Origin of the sequence: Comamonas guangdongensis (genome assembly GCF_041079535.1) — a bacterium.
Classification (GTDB): domain Bacteria; phylum Pseudomonadota; class Gammaproteobacteria; order Burkholderiales; family Burkholderiaceae_C; genus Comamonas; species Comamonas guangdongensis.
Genome location: NZ_JBFYGN010000007.1, coordinates 54,753 through 73,053, shown reverse-complemented (window position 1 = coordinate 73,053; position 18,301 = coordinate 54,753). Strand labels below are relative to the sequence as shown.

15 protein-coding genes are annotated in these 18,301 nt (G+C 67.0%); 10 read left to right on the top strand and 5 right to left on the bottom strand.

The annotated features are described in order from the left end of the window. Nucleotides 1–75: 75 nt before the first annotated feature. The 6 genes from AB6724_RS08050 to AB6724_RS08025 all read left to right on the top strand — a co-directional run bounded on the left by AB6724_RS08050 (nucleotide 76) and on the right by AB6724_RS08025 (nucleotide 6,980). On the top strand, nucleotides 76–1,068 hold the full coding sequence (locus AB6724_RS08050) for a porin (protein ID WP_369337993.1): 993 nt from the start codon (nucleotides 76–78) through the stop codon (nucleotides 1,066–1,068). A gap of 509 nt (nucleotides 1,069–1,577) precedes the next feature. Beyond that, the gene (bioB, locus tag AB6724_RS08045; RefSeq protein ID WP_369338129.1) at nucleotides 1,578–2,573 is read left to right on the top strand and encodes a biotin synthase BioB; all 996 of its coding nucleotides are present in this window, start codon (nucleotides 1,578–1,580) and stop codon (nucleotides 2,571–2,573) included. A 170-nt stretch (nucleotides 2,574–2,743) separates the two neighbouring features. Continuing rightward, nucleotides 2,744–4,087: an adenosylmethionine--8-amino-7-oxononanoate transaminase gene (gene bioA, locus AB6724_RS08040; protein ID WP_369337992.1), complete on the top strand. Its 1,344-nt coding sequence runs from the start codon at nucleotides 2,744–2,746 to the stop codon at nucleotides 4,085–4,087. After that, a complete protein-coding gene (bioD, locus tag AB6724_RS08035) occupies nucleotides 4,084–4,767 on the top strand; it encodes a dethiobiotin synthase (protein ID WP_369337991.1) in 684 nt (227 codons plus the stop codon). Before bioA ends, bioD begins: the two co-directional genes overlap by 4 nt. After that, entirely contained in the window at nucleotides 4,764–5,972 is a 1,209-nt protein-coding gene (bioF, locus tag AB6724_RS08030; protein ID WP_369337990.1) for an 8-amino-7-oxononanoate synthase, read from the top strand. The genes bioD and bioF overlap by 4 nt, the downstream gene beginning before the upstream one ends. 27 nt (nucleotides 5,973–5,999) lie before the next feature. Then, entirely contained in the window at nucleotides 6,000–6,980 is a 981-nt protein-coding gene (locus AB6724_RS08025; RefSeq protein WP_369337989.1) for a porin, read from the top strand. 7 nt (nucleotides 6,981–6,987) lie between these two features. Here AB6724_RS08025 and alr read toward each other — a convergent pair whose 3' ends face one another. Then, complete coding sequence (alr, locus tag AB6724_RS08020) at nucleotides 6,988–8,094, bottom strand: alanine racemase (protein WP_369337988.1); 1,107 nt, start codon at nucleotides 8,092–8,094, stop codon at nucleotides 6,988–6,990. A 133-nt stretch (nucleotides 8,095–8,227) separates the two neighbouring features. Between alr and lplT the strand changes: the two genes are divergently transcribed. Together lplT and AB6724_RS08010 are read left to right on the top strand one after the other, a co-directional pair. Next, nucleotides 8,228–9,532, top strand: a complete 1,305-nt coding sequence (gene lplT, locus AB6724_RS08015; RefSeq protein WP_369337987.1) for a lysophospholipid transporter LplT — start codon at nucleotides 8,228–8,230, stop codon at nucleotides 9,530–9,532. Nucleotides 9,533–9,612: 80 nt separating this feature from the next. Further along, nucleotides 9,613–10,497, top strand: a complete 885-nt coding sequence (locus AB6724_RS08010; protein WP_369337986.1) for a DMT family transporter — start codon at nucleotides 9,613–9,615, stop codon at nucleotides 10,495–10,497. Nucleotides 10,498–10,555: 58 nt separating this feature from the next. On the opposite strand, the gene AB6724_RS08005 is transcribed toward AB6724_RS08010, so the two are convergent. Together AB6724_RS08005 and AB6724_RS08000 are read right to left on the bottom strand one after the other, a co-directional pair. Further along, entirely contained in the window at nucleotides 10,556–11,071 is a 516-nt protein-coding gene (locus tag AB6724_RS08005) for an AmiS/UreI family transporter (RefSeq protein WP_003059656.1), read from the bottom strand. A gap of 115 nt (nucleotides 11,072–11,186) precedes the next feature. Next, nucleotides 11,187–12,338: a helix-turn-helix domain-containing protein gene (locus tag AB6724_RS08000; RefSeq protein ID WP_369338128.1), complete on the bottom strand. Its 1,152-nt coding sequence runs from the start codon at nucleotides 12,336–12,338 to the stop codon at nucleotides 11,187–11,189. A gap of 161 nt (nucleotides 12,339–12,499) precedes the next feature. On the opposite strand from AB6724_RS08000, the gene AB6724_RS07995 reads away from it, so the two are divergent. Together AB6724_RS07995 and AB6724_RS07990 are read left to right on the top strand one after the other, a co-directional pair. Further along, on the top strand, nucleotides 12,500–14,626 hold the full coding sequence (locus tag AB6724_RS07995; protein ID WP_369337985.1) for a PQQ-dependent dehydrogenase, methanol/ethanol family: 2,127 nt from the start codon (nucleotides 12,500–12,502) through the stop codon (nucleotides 14,624–14,626). 95 nt (nucleotides 14,627–14,721) lie between these two features. After that, complete coding sequence (locus AB6724_RS07990) at nucleotides 14,722–16,152, top strand: aldehyde dehydrogenase family protein (protein ID WP_369337984.1); 1,431 nt, start codon at nucleotides 14,722–14,724, stop codon at nucleotides 16,150–16,152. 61 nt (nucleotides 16,153–16,213) lie between these two features. Here AB6724_RS07990 and AB6724_RS07985 read toward each other — a convergent pair whose 3' ends face one another. Both AB6724_RS07985 and glcF read right to left on the bottom strand, forming a co-directional pair. Next, nucleotides 16,214–16,969 (bottom strand): ProQ/FinO family protein, encoded by a 756-nt coding sequence (locus AB6724_RS07985; RefSeq protein ID WP_369337983.1) that lies wholly within the window; start codon nucleotides 16,967–16,969, stop codon nucleotides 16,214–16,216. 74 nt (nucleotides 16,970–17,043) lie between these two features. Beyond that, complete coding sequence (gene glcF, locus AB6724_RS07980) at nucleotides 17,044–18,297, bottom strand: glycolate oxidase subunit GlcF (RefSeq protein WP_369337982.1); 1,254 nt, start codon at nucleotides 18,295–18,297, stop codon at nucleotides 17,044–17,046. Between the last annotated feature and the right edge of the window lie 4 nt (nucleotides 18,298–18,301).

The following is an 18,301-nucleotide window of genomic DNA, read 5'->3' as shown; positions in this document are numbered from 1 at the left end:
ACCTTTCCAGTCTCCAGCCCCGCTCATCCCGGCCTGGTGCTGGAGCGACTTCACAATTCAAGGAGAACTACCGGCATGCGCTGGCGTATTGGCTTTGCTTGTTCCACATGTTTCACACTTCTGTCAGCGGCCCTACCCGCCGCGGCCCAATCCAAGGTCGAGATCGGCGGCCTGCTGGATGGTGGCATCTATAGAGGCTTTGAAGGCACGGCCCGTCTCGGCACCATTCAACGCAGCAACCTGGCCATCGCGGGCCGGGAAGACCTGGGCTGCGGCCTCCAGGCCACTTTCCGCCTCAGCGCCCGTTTCGATGTGGATAGCGGACGGATGGAGGACCAGGGCTCCAAGCCCTTCTGGCACGACGAGTCCACCGTGGGCCTGCAAGGGAGCTTCGGCCATCTGCGCCTGGGCCGGGCCCTGTCGGCCATGTGGTCGCAGGACTGGAAGTTCGACCCCTGGGCCAACTTCAACCGCATTGCCTCGCCGGCCTGGTACCAGTGGCATGGGCTCACGCCCACGGACCGCTACAGCAACAACGGCGCGGCCGAATACGGGCGCATGGCCAACGGCATCTTCTATGACTCGCCTTCCGTGGCCGGCTTTGCGCTGCACCTGAGCGCATCGCCGCAGCGCAGCCAGGCGCCGGGCAGCCCGCGCCGCGAAGGACGTGGCTATTCGGCTTCGCTCAACTATGACTCAGCGAGCCTGAGCGGCATGCTGGCCTTCGAGCGCAACGGCAGCGGCGACAAGGACACGTTCGCGGCCGCCAAATACCGCTTTGGCGCGGCGGCGCTCATGGCGGCCTGGGATTACACCCGGGTGGCCGAGAGCGCGCTCTCGGCCAGGGCCGTGACGCTGGGAGCCAGCTACCAGATGGGGTCCACCACCTTGAAGGCCGGCTACGGCCGCCAGCGCCTGCAGCAGCAGAGCAATCATTTCTACTCTGTGGGCGCAGACTATGCGCTGTCCAAGCGCAGCACCCTGTATGCAAGCCTGGGCCGCAAGAGCTATGCCCATGGCGCGGACTCGGGGACCGCGTTCGGCGTGGGAATGGCCCACGCGTTCTAGGCGGGTCGGCCGAAGAGCCGCAGCGGCCGGCGCTGCGGCTTTTTGGTGCCCGCACCCAATACCCCAAGAAATTCGACGGGATTAAATCGGCCAATTGGGGTGCAGAGGCTGGCCGCAGCGAACTATTTTCTCCCGCTGCAAGCGCCTTCGCCGCTCAAAATCCCTGGAGTCACGGATTTCATGTCTTCATCGTCTGTCTTCGATGTCTAATTTTTAGAAGGTTGAGGAGGGCGATGATCTGAAATAGCCGCATATGGCGTGGGTTTGGTCAAAGTTAGTCGCGGCTGCCTTCAACGGGATTTGAAAATGCGGTAACTTCTTTGATATTGCTGTCAAAAATAGCGCTTCATTTGGCAACTTCGGACAAGCCAACTATTTGCATGTTCGCTCTGTAAATCCCTGATTTTTTTGACCAAAATGCGCGGCATTCCCCCGATTGAGGAGAGACCGTCATGTCCCATACCGAGTCCCAAGACCGCTCCGTCGACGCCGGCTGCAGCAGCCAGACCATGCACTGGCATGCGCCGGCCAAGCCCGCACCGGGCGCGGCGCCAGCGCCGCGCTGGCCCGTGGAGGCCGTGCAGCAGCTGCTGGATCTGCCATTCCTGGATCTGCTGCACCGCGCCCAGAGCGTGCACCGCGAGCACTGGCCCGCGGGCGAGATCGAGCTGGCCACGCTGCTGTCCGTCAAGACCGGGGGCTGCCCCGAGAACTGCGGCTATTGCCCGCAGTCGGCCGATTTCGAGACCGGGGTGAAGGCCGAGAAGCTGATGAGCGTGGAAGAGGTCACCCGCGCCGCCAAGGCCGCCCAGGATGCAGGGGCCACGCGCTTTTGCATGGGCGCGGCCTGGCGCGCGCCCAAGGACCGCGACATCGAGAAGATGAACGAGCTGATAGGTGCGGTCAAAGGCCTGGGCCTGCAGACCTGCGCCACGCTGGGCATGCTGCAGGCGCACCAGGCCCAGTCGCTGCGCGAAGCGGGCCTCGACTACTACAACCACAACCTCGATACCGCGCCCGAGTACTACCAGGATGTGGTCAGCACCCGCCAGTACCAGGATCGGCTGGACACGCTGGCCGCCGTGCGCGGCGCCGGCATCAGCGTCTGCTGCGGCGGCATCATCGGCATGGGCGAGGCTCCCGTGCACCGCGCGGGCCTGATCGCCCAGCTGGCCAATATGGAGCCCTATCCCGAATCCGTGCCCATCAACAGCCTGGTGCGCGTGCCCGGTACGCCGCTGGCCGACAGCGAACCCGTGGACCCGCTGGATTTCGTGCGCGTGATCGCCGTGGCCCGCATCACCATGCCCAAGGCGCGCGTGCGCCTGTCGGCCGGCCGCCAGCAGCTGGGCGAGGCCGTGCAGACCCTGTGCTTCATGGCCGGTGCCAACTCCATCTTCTATGGCGACAAGCTGCTGGTCACCGGCAACCCCGATGTGGAAGCCGACACCACGCTGATGCGCAAGCTGGGCCTGCACGGGCTGCGCGCCTCCGTCGCCAGCTAAGTCCCGCCGACGCGGACCGGCGCCTGAGTTTCCCCGGCGTTCGCGCCGGGGCTTCATTTCTTGGATTGCATGGCCTTGCATGGGGCCAGGTCCCATCACGCCTGTTTTTGCCTGCTTTTTGGCGAGCGGCGTGGTTGGGGACTTGCGATCACGCCTTCAGGAGTTTTTCGATGGACAACTGCCTTGCCCGCCGCAGCATGCAGCATGTGTGGCACCCCTGCACCCAGATGAAGCGGCACGAAGCCGCACCGCCGATTGCGATCGACCACGCCAGCGGCCCCTGGCTGGTGGACACCGAGGGCCGCCGCTATCTGGACGGCATCAGCTCCTGGTGGGTGAATCTGTTCGGTCACTCGCACCCGCATATTCGCGCCGCACTGGCCGAGCAGATGCAGCGCCTCGACCATGTGATGCTGGCCGGCTTTACCCACGCACCCGTGGTGGAGCTGTCCGAGCGCCTGGCCGATCTCACGGGTCTGGGCCATGCGTTCTACGGCAGCGACGGCGCCTCGGCCACCGAGATCGCGCTGAAGATGAGCGCGCATTACTGGCGCAACCAGGGGCGCCCCGCCAAGCACCGCTTCGTGGGCCTGGCCGGCGGCTACCACGGCGAGACCGTGGGCGCGCTGTCGGTCACCGATATCGCGCTGTTCCGCGATGCCTATGGTCCGCTGCTGCGCCTGTCGGCCACCGTGCCCAGCCCCGATGCACGCCAGGCCCGGCCCGGCGAAACCGCTGCCGATGTGGCGCGCCGCGCCGCAGAGGGCCTGGAGTCCTGGCTGCAGGCCCACCACGCCGAGACGGCCGCGCTGATTCTGGAGCCGCTGGTGCAATGCGCTGCCGGCATGGCCATGCACGACGCCGAATACCTGCGCCTGGCCCGCGCGCTGTGCGACCGCTTCGAGGTGCATCTGGTGGTGGATGAGATCGCCGTCGGTTTCGGCCGCAGCGGCAGCCTGTTCGCCCACCAGCAGGCGGGCATCATGCCGGACTTCATCTGCCTGTCCAAAGGCCTGACCGGCGGCACGCTGCCGCTGTCGGCGGTGTTGACCACCGATGCGGTCTACGCCGCGTTCTACGACGACGATGCCGCGCGCGGCTTTTTGCACTCGCACTCCTACACCGGCAACCCGCTGGCCTGCCGCGCCGCCGTGGCCACGCTGGAGCTGTTCGAGCAGCTGGATACGCTGGCCGCCAACCGCCAGCTGTCCCGACGCATCGGCGCCGCGTTCGCGCCTTTGACGGCGCACCCGCGGGTGCGCCATGCGCGCCAGCAGGGAATGATCTGGGCCTGGGATATCGACACCCGGCTGCCCGACTTTGCCCAGCGTTACCACACCGCGGCGCTGGATAATGGTCTGCTGTTGAGACCCATAGGCCGCACGCTGTACTGCATGCCGCCCTATGTGCTGGACGACGCGGCCGTGGCCCATCTGGGCCGTGCCGCGCTCGCCGCACTCGACGCCACCTTGCTACAAGAGGCAGAGCTGCCAGCGCAGGAGGTGCAAGCATGATCGGCTGTTTTGTGACCGGAACCGATACCGGTGTGGGCAAGACCCTGGCCAGTTGCGCACTGCTGCATGCGCTGGCCCGGCACCACCCGCGCGTGGTGGGCATGAAGGCCGTGGCCGCAGGTGCCGAGCCCGACGGGCAGGGCGGCAGGGCCAACGAAGACACGCTGGCCCTGCGCGCGGCCTCCACCTGGGCCGTGCCCGCCGCGCTGGACAACCCGGTGCTGCTGCCCGACCCGATGTCCCCCCATATCGCCGCGCGGCGCGCGGGCGTGGCAGTGACGCTGCCGCCGATTCTGGACGCCTACCGCCAGCTGGCCGCGCAGGCCGACGCCGTGGTGGTCGAAGGCGCAGGCGGCTGGCGTGTGCCGCTGTCCGAGACGCTCAGCATTGCCGATCTGGCGCTGGCGCTGCAACTGCCCGTGGTGCTGGTGGTGGGGCTGAAGCTGGGCTGCTTGAACCATGCGGTGCTGACGGCCGAGGCCGTACGCGCCAGCGGCTTGCCTCTGGCGGGCTGGGTGGCCAGCCGCGTCGACCCGCAGATGCTGGTGCCCGAGGAGAACATGGATTGGCTGCGCCGCCAGATGGAAGCCTTGGGCGCTCCGCTGCTGGCCGACATTCCGTGGCAAGCCACGCCCGACCCGCGTTTGACCCCGGTCGCGCTACCCAAGGAGTGGCAATGAACACCAGCGCATCCAACTTCTGGCTGCAGGACATTCCCCGGCAGCTGGCGGCGCTCGATGCCGCCGCGCTGCGCCGCACCCGCCGCACCGTTGAGCCCCTGCAAGGCGCGCACATCACGGTAGACGGGCGGCCCATGCTGCAGTTTTGCAGCAACGACTATCTGGGGCTGGCCCGGCACCCGGCCCTGGTGGAGGCGGCCCGCGCCGGTGCGCGCGACTTTGGCGTGGGCTCGGGCGGCTCGCCCATGGTCAACGGCCACAGCAGGGCCAATGCCGCGCTGGAGGCGGATCTGGCCCGCTTTGTGCAGCTGCCCCGGGCCTTGTACTTTTATGCCGGCTTTGCGACCAACGCCAGCATCATTCCGGCCCTGGTGGGCGCGGGTGACGCGGTCTTCTCGGATGCGCTGAATCACGCCAGCCTGATCGACGGCTGCCGCCTGTCGCGTGCGCAGATCCACCGCTTCGAGCATGGCGATCTGGCGGCGCTCGAGAGCCAGCTGTCCGCCTGCAGCGTGCCGCGCAAGCTGGTGGTGAGCGATGCGGTGTTCAGCATGGACGGCAATGTGGCCGACATTCCCGGCCTGCTGACGCTGTGCGAGCGCTACGACGCCCTGCTGCTGCTGGACGATGCCCACGGCTTTGGCGTGCTGGGCCCCGAGGGGCGCGGCTGTCTGGCGGCTGCGGGCCTGAACGGCGCGAAGGCCTCGCCGCGCGTGCTGTACATGGCCACGCTGAGCAAGGCGGCCGGCGTGTCGGGCGCTTTTGTGGCCGGGCATGAGTTGCTGATCGAGTGGCTGCTGCAAAAAACGCGCAGCTACACCTTTGCCACGGCCGCCCCGGCCCTGCTGGCGCAGGCGCTGCAGGCCAGTCTGCAGCTGATCGAGCACGAGAGTGCGTTGCGCGAGCGGCTGCAGGCGCGCATCGCCCAGCTGCGCAGCGGCTTGCAGCCTTTGCTGCAAGACACGGGCTGGCGGCTGCTGCCCTCGCACACCGCGGTGCAGGCGCTGGTGATAGGCGGCAATGCCGCCGCGCTGGACCTGATGGAGGGCCTGCGCCAACGCGGCCTGTGGGTGCCGGCGATTCGCCCGCCCACCGTGCCTGCGGGCACCGCCCGCCTGCGCATTGCGCTGTCTGCTGCGCACACCGAGGCCGATGTCAATCAGCTGCTGGCCGCACTGGCGGAGCTGGCATCGCCGAGGGCCTAGTTTCTCAACCACATTCCGGAGCTATTTTTGACGCGTTTCTCCCAGGGCTCGGCAGCGCTGCTGCTGGCCACGGCTGCTCTGGGCCCGGCATGGGCCCAGCCTTCTCAGGTGCAGATCAGCGGTTTCCTCGATCTCGGCATCTACCGCGACTTCCAGGGCACGGCGCAGCTGGGCACGATACAGCGCAGCAGCATCAGCTTCTCCGGGGCGGAGGATCTGGGCGGCGGGCTGCAGGCCACGTTCCGCCTCAGCCACCGGCTGGAGCTGGATACGGGTCTGGGCGAAGGCTATGGACAAAAGCCGTTCTGGCATGGCGAATCCACGGTCGGCCTCAAGGGCGGCTGGGGCCAGGTGCGGCTGGGCCGGGCCCTGTCGGCGCTATGGGCGCACGACTGGAAGTTCGATCCCTGGGGTCATATGAACCGCGTGTCCTCGTCTGCCTGGTATCAGTGGTTCTATTACGTACCCACGGACCGCGCCAGCAACAACGGCGCGCCGGAGTTCGGCCGCACGCCCAACGGCATCTTCTATGACGCGCCCAATCTCGCGGGCTTCACCCTGCATCTGAGCGGCTCGCCCGAGCGCACCCAGGGCCCGGGCGGCGGCAAGCCCTATGCGGCCTCGCTCGAATATGCGCAGGGGGCCGCGGCCGCCATGCTGGCCTTCGACCGCAACGGCAGCGGCGACCGCGCCTCGTTCGCGGCCGTCAAATACCGCTTCGGCGCTACCACGCTGATGAGTTCCTACGACGACAGCCGCAGGGCCCAGGACCAGGGCCGCTCCCGCGTGCTGGCCCTGGGCGCCACGCACAAGCTCGATGGGTCGGTCACGCTCAAGGCGGGCCTGGGCCATCAGCGCCTGAACAGCAACACCCATATGTTCTATTCGCTGGGCGCCGACTACGCTGTGTCCAGGCGCACCACGCTGTACGCGGGTCTGGGCCAGCAGCGGCCCGAAAACAAGAGCCCCAGCAGCTCGTTCGGCGTGGGCATGTCCCACGCGTTCTGATCCGGGCTTATTTCTCCGCGCCGTCGACGACCTTGGCCACGCGCGGCGCCACGGCGCACATCAGCTCATAGCCCAGGGTGCCGGCCGCGGCCGCCACCTCGTCGACGGGCAGCACGGTGCCGTTGCTGGCGCGCCCCCAGAGCGTGACCTCGCTGCCCAGGCCCGCCTGGGGCAGGTGGCTCAGGTCCACGGCCATCATGTCCATGCTGACGCGGCCCAGGCTGCGTGTGCGCTGGCCGTCCACCAGCACCGGGGTGCCCGTGGGGCAGTGGCGGGGGTAGCCGTCGGCATAGCCGCAGGCCACCACGCCCAGGCGCATCACGCCCTCGGCCTGGAACAGCGAGCCATAGCCCACGGTATCGCCCGCGTGCAGCTCCTGCGTGCCAATGATCTTGCTGCGCAGCGTCATCGTGGGCTGCAGGTCCCAGTGGGCGATATCGTGAGCGGGGAAGTCGGGCGAGCTGCCGTAGAGCACGATGCCGGGGCGCACCCAGTCGCAGCGCACCTGTGCGTCCGTGCCGCGCAGCAGGGTGGCGGCGCTGTTGCCTATGCTGCGCTCGCCGGGCAGGTCCTGGGTGGTCTGGTGGAAGACGGCCAGCTGCCGGTCCAGGCCATGCTCCACATCGGCATCGCTGAAGTGGGTCATGAAGGAGATCTCGTCCACCTGGGGCAGGGCATTGAGGCGCGCATAGGCCGCCCGGAAGCGTTCGGGCGTGAAGCCCAGGCGGTTCATGCCGCTGTTCATCTTGAGAAACACGCGGTGGCCGACCTGGGTCTTGTGGGCCGCCAGCCAGTCGATCTGCTCGCTGCAGTGCACGGCGTGCCAGATCGACAGCCGCGAGCACAGTTCCAGGTCGCGCGGCTCGAACACGCCCTCGAGCAGCAGAATCGGTCCGCGCCAGCCCAGGGCGCGCACGCGCTGGGCCTCGTCCAGGTCCAGCATGGCAAAGCCGTCCGTCGCGCGCAGTCCCTCGAACACGTTTTCGATACCGTGGCCGTAAGCGTTGGCTTTGACCACGGACCACAATTTGGCATCGGGGACGGCTTGCCGCACCCGCTCCAGATTGTGGCGAACGGCTGCAGGATGGATGATGGCGGTGATGGGACGGGGCATGGTTTCTCTCAGTCAGACCTACGGGATTCTGGCACTGACAGCCAGGGCCTGCGTGATATAACCACCAGTTACCTGCCACAGGGTCTCTTATTTCCTTGGCATCGGGCCGCCCGGTGCCGCTTTCAGCCAATTCATGAAGCGCGGTTTCTACACCATCATGTCAGCGCAGTTTTTCAGCTCGCTGGCAGACAATGCCTTGTTTGTGACCGCTGTAGAGCTGTTGCGTGCCAATGGCGCTCCCGAGTGGCAGCGTGCCGCACTGGTGCCCATGTTTGCCCTGTTCTATGTGGTCCTGGCGCCATTCGTGGGAGCCTTCGCGGACGCCTTGCCCAAGGGGCGGGTCATGCTCATCAGCAATGCCATCAAGGTGGTGGGCTGCCTGATGATGCTGTTCGGCAACCATCCCCTGGTGGCCTATGCGGTCATAGGCCTGGGGGCCGCCGCCTACTCGCCGGCCAAGTACGGCATCCTCACCGAGCTGCTGCCCGCGTCCCAGCTGGTCAAGGCCAATGGCTGGATCGAGGGGCTGACCATCACCTCCATCATCCTGGGCGTGCTGGTGGGCGGCCAGCTGGTCGGGCCGACGATTTCCGACCATCTGCTGGCGCTGGACTTCCCGTACTTCGATACCGGCATAGACACGCCGGCCGAGGCGGCGATCGCCGTGCTCATCCTCATCTACGTGCTGGCGGCCTGGTTCAATCTGCATATTCCGCTCACCGGCGTGGCCATGCGCCCGCTGCGCCAGGATCCCGAAAAAAGCCTGCTGAGCAATATTCTGGGCCTGTTGCCCGACTTCTGGCAGTGCAGCAAGCGCCTGTGGGCGGACAAGCTGGGCCAGATTTCGCTGTCCACCACCACGCTGTTCTGGGGAGCCTCGGGCAATCTGCGCTACATCGTGCTGGCCTGGGGCGCGGCGGCTCTGGGCTACAGCACCACCCAGGCGTCGGCGCTGGTGGGCGTGGTCGCCATAGGCACGGCCGTGGGCGCGGTGGTGGCTTCCATACGCATGCGGCTGGACACGGCCACCAGCGTGATTCCGCTGGGCGTGGGCATGGGCCTGCTGGTGGTCTGCATGATCTTCATCAACAGCCTGTGGGTGGCCGTGCCTTTCCTGATCCTGCTCGGCGGCCTGGGCGGCTTCCTGGTCGTGCCCATGAACGCTTTGCTGCAGCACCGCGGCCACAACCTCATGGGCGCGGGCCGCTCCATCGCCGTGCAGAACTTCAACGAGCAACTGGCCATTCTGGCCATGGGCGCGTTCTACAGCCTGTCCACCAAGATGGGGCTGACGGCTTTTGGCGCCATCACCGTGTTCGGCCTGATCGTGGCAGCAGCCATGCTGCTGATCGGCATGTGGCACAGGCATAACTGCAAGCGCCATCCGCGCGAGGTGGAGCGGCTGCTGGAAATCGCACGCCGCGACTGCTGCCATTGAACTCCTGCGGCGACCAAACCCGTTCACTGCAAAATCAATAGCTTCTAGCGCTTTTAAATCAAGTGCTAGAAGCCTTTTTTATGCATAGTCCACTGCCCGTATTTGCACTGCTGCTCAATGCCCTGATCTGGGGTTTGTCATGGTGGCCGTTTCGCCTCATGCATGAGGCCGGCCTGCACCCGCTGTGGGCCACGGCATCGATGTACGCACTGGTGCTGGCCGGGCTGCTGGTGCTGCGCCCCGCCAGCCTCAAGCAGGCCTGGCAATACCCGGTGCTCTTGCTGCTGGCGGCCAGTTCGGGCCTGAACAACGTGGCCTTCAACTGGGCCGTGACCGTGGGCGACGTGGTGCGCGTCATCCTGCTGTTCTATCTCATGCCGGCCTGGGCGGTGCTGCTGGCCTGGAAGTTGCTGGGCGAAAAGCCCACGCCCATGGCGCTGCTGCGCCTGTTGCTGGCCTTTGGCGGTGTGGTGCTGGTCTTGCTGCCCACTGATGCGTCGCTCTCCGGGCTGTTTGCCGGCCAGACCCTGGCCGATGCGCTGGCCGTGTTTGGCGGCTTTATGTTTGCACTGACCAATGTGCTGCTGCGCCGCTTTCAAGGCATCCCGGCCCAGGCCCGCATGCTGGCCATGTTTGCCGGCTGCATGAGCATGGGCCTGCTGACCGCCTTGACCGCCAGCAGCCTGGGCGTGGTGCCGGGCTTTCCGGCCTTGGATGGCGGCTGGGCCCTGGTGGCGCTGGGCCTGGCCGTGCTGCTGATGCTGGGCAACTGGGCCCTGCAATTCGGTGCCGCCCATCTGCCTTCGGGCGTGACCTCGGTGGTCATGCTCAGCGAAGTGGTGTTTGCCAGCGTCTCCTCCGTGCTCATCGCCCATGAGGCGCTCGCGGTGCGCACGCTGGCCGGTGGCACACTCATCATGGGCGCGGCCTTGCTGGCGACCTTGGGCAGAATCCCGAGAAAGTAGCCCGCAGCGACACCAGAGCATCCTGCGGGAGCCGCGCCGCAGCTGAGCGCTGGCCGGGTTACAGGAGCTTGCCGGCCAGGATCAGGTATCCGGGCACCCAGCCCGTGAGCACTCCCTGTGCGATGCACAGCCAGCCCGTGGGGCGTTCAATGCTCTTTCTGAGGGCCAGCAGGGCGAAGAACAGGGCCCAGAGCACGGCCCAGGCGGCCCAGTTGACGCCCATCCACCAGTCCAGCCCCGAGCTGGCGCTGGTCAGCGTATCCAGGGCGACGGGAACGGCGGTGATGGCCACGAACAGGCTGAACCAGCCCAGGCCGCGGCCATCGGCGCCGCTGAAGCGATTGAAAGCCACCCAGAGATAGGTGAAGGCGAACAGCAGGGTCAGCGCGCCGCTCTTGACCGATGCCGCGTCGGCCGCCGGGCCGAAGATGCTGGCCAGGCCAATGCATAGCGACACCACCCCGGTGAAGATATTGATGACCCAGATTTCCTTATCGGCAATCTTGCCCAGCATCCACAGGCCGTTGAGAAACAGCACCGCACCCACATAAAACAGCGACAAACCCAACCACATACACGCTCCTTGGCTGCAGGCCGGTGCAGCGCGGCCAGGATTGTGGGGCCGTGCGGGGCGGGGCGTAACCCTGGGCGAACGCAAAAGAGTCTTGCGCCATGGGTCGGGAATGAGGTCAGCAACCCTCATCGCGACCGCCACGCAGGCGGCGGTACAGCGTACCGCGCGAGATGCCCAGGGCGCGCGCGGCCTGGGAGACATTGCCGCCATGGTGGTCCAGCGTTTCCTTGATCAGCTGCGCGCTGTGCTCGCGCAGCGTCGCCATGGGTTGCGCCTCGGCGACGGCCGTTGCCTCGGTGGCGACGGGGCTGGCCTCGTCTTCCGCGGCGCTGGTGTCCAGGTGTGTGCCAAGGCCGTGCGAGGTTTGCAGATGTGCCTGCATCCAGACGCCCAGGCCGCTGGCCAGGCGCAGCGGTGCGGGGGCGGGCCGGCCGCTCAGCTGCAGCAAGCGCGGCAGATCATGGCCCAGCAGCTCCTGCGCGCTGCACGCACCATGCCCGGGCTGGCCGATGAGCTGGGCGGCGGTGGCGTTCATCCAGGCGACGCGGCCATCGGCGGCCACGCCCAGCAGCGCTTGCAGCGGCGTGTGCAGCAGGGCTGGTGTCACCTGAAAGCGCAGCACCAGATGCTCGTGCGACTGCGCCTGCAGCAAGGTGTTTTCGATGGTCATGGCATACATGCCGACCACGGGGCTGGCGTCGAAACTGAAATGCTGGTTCTCCACCATCAGATTGAGCACCCCGGCCAGGCGGCCATGCACGTCGCGTATGGGTGCTGCTGCGCAGCGGAAGGCGTGCAGCTCGTCGAAATAGTGCTCGCCGTTGCTGACGGTGCAGGCCTGGCCGGTGGCAGCGACGATGCCCGGTGCGGTCGTGCCCATGGCCTGCTCGGACATGTTCAGGCCGACCCGCTCGTCGCGGGGCCGCATGGATGCCGGGGAGACATGGAGCACGATGCCCTTGCCGTCGGTCAGCATCACGCGCGTGCCGGTGCCCGCCAGCGCCTGCTCCAGGGTCGGCAGCTCGTGCTGCAGTGCCAGCAGCAGGCTGCGGCAGCGCTCCTGCGTGGCATGCAGCCGACTGGGACTGACGGGAGCCAGCGGCAGCCGCCGTCGATTGCGGTGCTGGCGCTGGCTGCGCAGCCAGGACTGGATGACGGCCTCGCTGACCAGGCCCGAGGGGCGTATGCCGGCCTCGAAGAACTGGCGGCGAGCCTGCAGGGCCCGCTCCGCCCCGGTGCTTGAGAAGCACTGCTGTAGCGCGTCCATCGCGCGTGGCTCGCCAAAGCTCATGTCATTTCCAGGCAGTCCGAAGGAGGGACCAATGTGTCCCGCAATGGAACAGTTTCGGCCTGGGGAAATCCCGATCGTGAAGAAAAACAGGCGATACACCATGCTTTGCAGCATAGAAATCACAACAGGAGACCTCGATGGAACGGTTGATCGACAACTCTCTCGGACGGTCGGGCCGCGTGGCCTGGGTGCTGGCCGCCTGTCTGGGGAGCACGGCGGCTTTCGCACAGGTCGACCTTGCGGCGCAGGCCGCTGCCGCGGTGCAGCGCGTCGATGGCGCTTTCATCCGCGCCAATGCCGCCAAGACGCCCGACTGGCCCACCACCGGCGTGGACTATGCCGAGACCCGATACAGCCGACTCGACCAGATCAATGCGGCCAACGTCAAGGACCTGGGCCTGGCATGGTCGTACAACCTCGAATCCACGCGCGGCGTGGAGGCCACGCCCGTCGTCGTGGACGGCATCATGTACGTCAGCGCCTCGTGGAGCGTGGTGCACGCCATCGACACCCGTACCGGCAACAGGATCTGGACCTATGACCCGCAGATCGACCGCAGCACCGGCTTCAAGGGCTGCTGCGACGTCGTCAACCGCGGCGTGGCGCTGTGGAAGGGCAAGGTCTATGTGGGCGCATGGGATGGCCGCCTGATCGCGCTCGATGCCGCCACCGGCAAGGAGGTCTGGCAGAAGAACACCTTCGAGGGGCAGAAGGGCTCGCTGACCATCACCGGCGCGCCGCGCGTGTTCAAGGGCAAGGTCATCATCGGCAACGGCGGCGCCGAATATGGCGTGCGCGGCTATATCACGGCCTATGACGCCGAGACCGGCGAGCAGAAATGGCGCTGGTTCAGCGTGCCCGGCGATCCGTCCAAACCCTTCGAGGACGAATCCATGAAGCGCGCCGCCAGGACCTGGGACCCCAGCGGCAAATGGTGGGAGGCCGGCGGCGGCGGCACCATGTGGGACAGCATGACCTTCGATGCCGAGCTCAACACCATGTATGTGGGCACGGGCAACGGCTCGCCCTGGTCGCACAAGGTGCGCAGCCCCAAGGGCGGCGACAACCTGTACCTGGCCTCCATCGTGGCCCTGGATCCCGACACCGGCAAGTACAAGTGGCACTACCAGGAAACGCCGGGCGACAACTGGGACTACACCTCCACCCAGCCCATGATCCTGGCCGACATCAAGATCGCCGGCAAGCCGCGCAAGGTCATACTGCATGCGCCCAAGAACGGCTTCTTCTTCGTGCTCGACCGCACCAACGGCAAGTTCATTTCCGCCAAGAACTTCGTGCCCGTGAACTGGGCCAGCGGCTACGACAAGCACGGCAAGCCCATGAACATTGCCGCGGCGCGCGACGGCAGCAAGCCCCATGATGCGGTGCCGGGCCCCTATGGCGCGCACAACTGGCACCCCATGTCCTTCAACCCCCAGACGGGCCTGGTGTACCTGCCGGCGCAGAATGTGCCCGTCAACCTGATGGACGACAAGAACTGGGAGTTCAACCAGGCCGGACCGGGCAAGCCCCAGTCGGGTACCGGCTGGAACACGGCCAAGTTCTTCAATGCCGAGCCGCCCAAGAGCCAGCCCTTCGGCCGCCTGCTGGCCTGGGACCCCGTTGCGCAAAAGGCCGCCTGGAGCGTGGAGCATGTCTCGCCCTGGAACGGCGGCACGCTGACCACGGCCGGCAATGTGGTGTTCCAGGGCACGGCCGATGGCCGCCTCGTGGCCTATCACGCGGCCAGCGGCGAGAAACTCTGGGAAGCGCCCACGGGCACCGGCGTGGTGGCCGCGCCCAGCACCTATATGGTGGACGGCAAGCAGTATGTCTCGGTGGCCGTGGGCTGGGGCGGTGTCTACGGTCTGGCCGCGCGCGCCACCGAGCGCCAGGGTCCGGGCACGGTCTATACCTTCGTTGTGGGCGGAAAGGCCAAGATGCCGGACTTCGTGGCCCAGCGCACGGGCCAGTTGCTGCAGGGCGTGAAATACGATGCCGCCAAGGTCGAGGCCGGCACCATGCTGTATGTGGCCAACTGTGTTTTCTGTCACGGCGTGCCGGGCGTGGATCGTGGCGGCAACATTCCCAATCTGGGCTATATGGACGCGAGCTATATCGAGAACCTGCCCAACTTCATCTTCAAGGGCCCGGCCATGGCGCGCGGCATGCCGGACTTCACGGGCAAGCTGTCGGGCGATGACGTGGAGTCCCTCAAGGCCTTCATCCAGGGTACGGCAGACGCCATCCGGCCCAAAAACTGAAGCTTGTTTTCACCGCGCCGGTGCGTCCGAGCCACGCACCGGCGGGCCCAGATTGCAAACCTCTTCTTTTGACTCGATATCAAGGAAACAGCCTTATGCAAGACCATCTGCAGTTCTATATCGACGGCCAATGGGTGAATCCGGTCAGCCCGCGCAGCCTGGACGTCATCAATCCCTCCAGCGAGCAGGCCATCGCCCGCATCAGCATGGGCTCGGCCGCCGACGTGGACAAGGCCGTAGCCGCTGCACGCCGCGCCTTCGAGAGCTACTCGCGCACCAGCCGTGAAGAGCGCCTGGCCCTGCTGGCCAAGGTGCTGGAGGTCTACCAGCGCCGCTACGGCGACTTTGTGCAGACCATCTCGCAGGAGATGGGGGCGCCGCTGTGGCTGTCCAAGGCGGCGCAGGCCGCCATGGGGGTAGCCCATCTGGGCTCCACCATCGAGGTTCTCAAGAACTTCGCCTTCGAACAGGTGCAGGGCAGCACAGCCGTCGTGCACGAGCCCGTGGGTGTGGTCGGCATGATCACGCCCTGGAACTGGCCCATCAACCAGATCATGTGCAAGGTCGCTCCGGCCCTGGCTGCTGGCTGCACCATGGTGCTCAAGCCCTCGGAAGTCGCTCCGCTCAATGCCCTGCTTGTGGCCGAGGTGCTGCACGAGGCGGGCGTGCCGCCCGGCGTCTTCAACCTCGTCAACGGCGACGGCCCCGGCGTGGGCGAGGCCATGTCCTCCCACCCCGGCATAGACATGATGACTTTCACCGGCTCCACGCGCGCAGGCATTGCCGTGGCCAAGGCCGCGGCCGACAGCGTCAAGCGCGTGGCCCAGGAGCTGGGCGGCAAGTCCGCCAACATCGTGCTGGACGACGCCAACCTGCAAAAGGCCGTGACCCAGGGCGTGCAGGCAGTGCTGATGAACTCGGGCCAGAGCTGCAATGCCCCCACGCGCATGTTCGTGCCGCGGGCCCTGCATGGGCAGGCCGTGGAGATCGCCCGCAGCGTCGCCGCAGCAGCGACCGTGGCCGATGCGCTGGCCGAGGGCATGCACATGGGCCCCGTGGTCAGCGAGGCGCAATGGGGCAAGATCCAGGCCCTGATCCGCAAGGGCATTGAAGAGGGCGCGACCCTGGTGGCGGGCGGCACAGGCCGCCCCGAGGGGCTGGCCCGGGGCTACTTTGTCAAACCCACGGTGTTTGCCGACGTGAGCAACGACATGACCATCGCGCGCGAGGAAATCTTCGGTCCCGTGCTGGTGATGATCCCCTACGACGACGAGGAAGACGCCATCCGCATGGCCAACGACACGGTGTACGGACTCTCGGGCTATGTGCAATCGGCCAGCCTTGAGCGTGCGCGCCGCGTGGCCGCGCGACTGCGTACTGGCATGGTGCACCTCAACGGCGCGGGGCCCGACTTCAATGCGCCGTTCGGCGGCTACAAGCAGTCAGGCAATGGCCGCGAATGGGGCGAGCACGGCTTCCGCGATTTCCTTGAAACCAAGGCCGTCATGGGCTACGGCGCGGCCTGACTTTCAACTTTGATAGCTGCTGGCGCCCACTTGGTGGGCGCCAGCAGCTATTTTTTTGAATTTACTGCTGGCGGCGGCGTGCGCGCTGCAGCTGCTGGGCCACCTGGTGCGGGTTCATGCCGTACATCTCGGCGAACTCCTGCTCCGAAGTCTGGCCGCTGAGCTGGAAGGAGCGCAGCAGCGCCTCGTCCTTGGCGGCGCGCGCATCGGCTTCGGCCAGGGCTTCGGCCACCAGGGCATTGGCTTTCTCGTCGCGGCCGCGCACGCGCTCGGCATAGTCCTCGCGCGCCAGGCCCGAGGCCTCGTAGGCCTGGACGATGCGGTTGCGCAGCTTGGGCGTCAGATCTTCCTGCGTGCGCTGCTGGCGGCGGCGGAAGACCTCGACCAGCGCGTGGTGCACATGCTCGGGCAGCGTGGCTTCCACGGGCTGGCCGCTCAGGTCATGGCGCTGCTGGCCGCTGGCCATGGCCACCAGGTAGCGGCCGGAGCGGGTGTGCTGCTGCAACGCGGTCTTGAGCGCGCTCTGGTCCAGCTCGGGATGGGCGGACAGCAGATCCTCGAAGATGCCGCGCTTGAAGGGCAGCAGCTGCTCGCCAAACAGCGCCGGATGCCACTGGGCCAGCTGCTCGAGCAGCGGGTGCTGCGGGCGTGCGGCCTGCTGCGGCGCCTGGGCCGGCTTGGCCTGGTTCTGGCGGCCACGGCCGCCGCGGCGCGAACGCTTGCCCGGCTGCGACTCGGTTGCGGTGTTCTCGGCCTCAGCCTGCGGTGCGGCTTGCTGGGCTTTCTGTTCTTGTGGTTCAGACACGATTTCAGTCATGGCAAAGCCCATGGGCTTGGGGGAAAAACTCCCTATCATGCCAGCATTGCATACCGAAGTGGCAAGCGGGGGCGTCAAGCGGCGCTGAGCGAGCGGTCCAGCAGCTCCACCCAGTGCATCACCGGCACCTCGGTGCCGTTCTGCAGATGGACGATGCAGCCCATATTGGCCGAGAGGATCGCCGCCGGTCTGGCGGGCGCAAAGGCCTCGTCCAGCGCCGCCAGCTTGCGGTCGCGCAGCTGGTGCGAGAGCTCGGGCTGCAGCACCGAATAGGTGCCGGCCGAGCCGCAGCACAGATGCGATTCGGTGCGCGCCACGCGCACATCGAAGCCCAGCTCGCGCAGGCCCGCTTCCACGCCGCCGCGCAGCTGCTGGCCGTGCTGCAGCGTGCAGGGCGGATGGTAGGCCACGGGCGCCTTGGGCAGCTGGATCTGGTCCTTGAGCCGGCTCACCAGTTCGGGCAGCATGGCCGGCAGCAGCTCGCTCAGATCGCGGGTCAGCGCGCTGATGCGCGCGGCCTTGTCGGCGTACTGCGCATCGAGGCGCAGCAGATGGCCGTATTCCTTGACGGTGGCGCCGCAGCCCGAGGCATTCATCACGATGGCCTCCACGGCCCCGCTTTCGACCAGCGGCCACCAGGCATCGATGTTGGCGCGCATCTGCGCCTTGCCGCCCTCCTGATCGTTGAGGTGGAACTTCACCGCGCCGCAGCAGCCGGCCTGCTCGGCGATCACGGTCTGCACGCCCACGGCGTCGAGCACGCGGGCCGTGGCGTAGTTGATGCGCGGCATCATCGCCGGTTGCACGCAGCCGGCCAGCAGCAGCACCTTGCGCGCATGCTCGCGCGTGGGCCAGGGGCCGCTCTCCTGCGCCGCGGGCACTTTGTTGGCCAGAGCCTCGGGCAGCAGACCGCGCACCGCGCGTCCCAGCGAGAGCGCGGGGGCGAACAGCGTGGAGTTCATGCCTTCCTTGAGCGCCCAGCGCTGCAGGCGTTCGCCCAGGGGACGCTCCACCTGCTGGTCCACGATCTTGCGGCCGATATCGACCAGATGGCCGTACTGCACGCCGCTGGGGCAGGTGGATTCGCAGTTGCGGCAGGTCAGGCAGCGATCCAGATGCTGCTGCGTGGCGCGCGTGGGCTGCTGCCCCTCGAGCACCTGCTTGATCAGATAGATGCGGCCGCGCGGGCCGTCGAGCTCGTCGCCCAGGAGCTGGTAGGTGGGGCAGGTGGCCGTGCAGAAGCCGCAGTGCACGCATTTGCGCAAAATGGCTTCGACCTCCTGGCCCTCGGGCGTGGCGCTGTATTCGGGAGCGAGTTGGGTTTGCATGGTG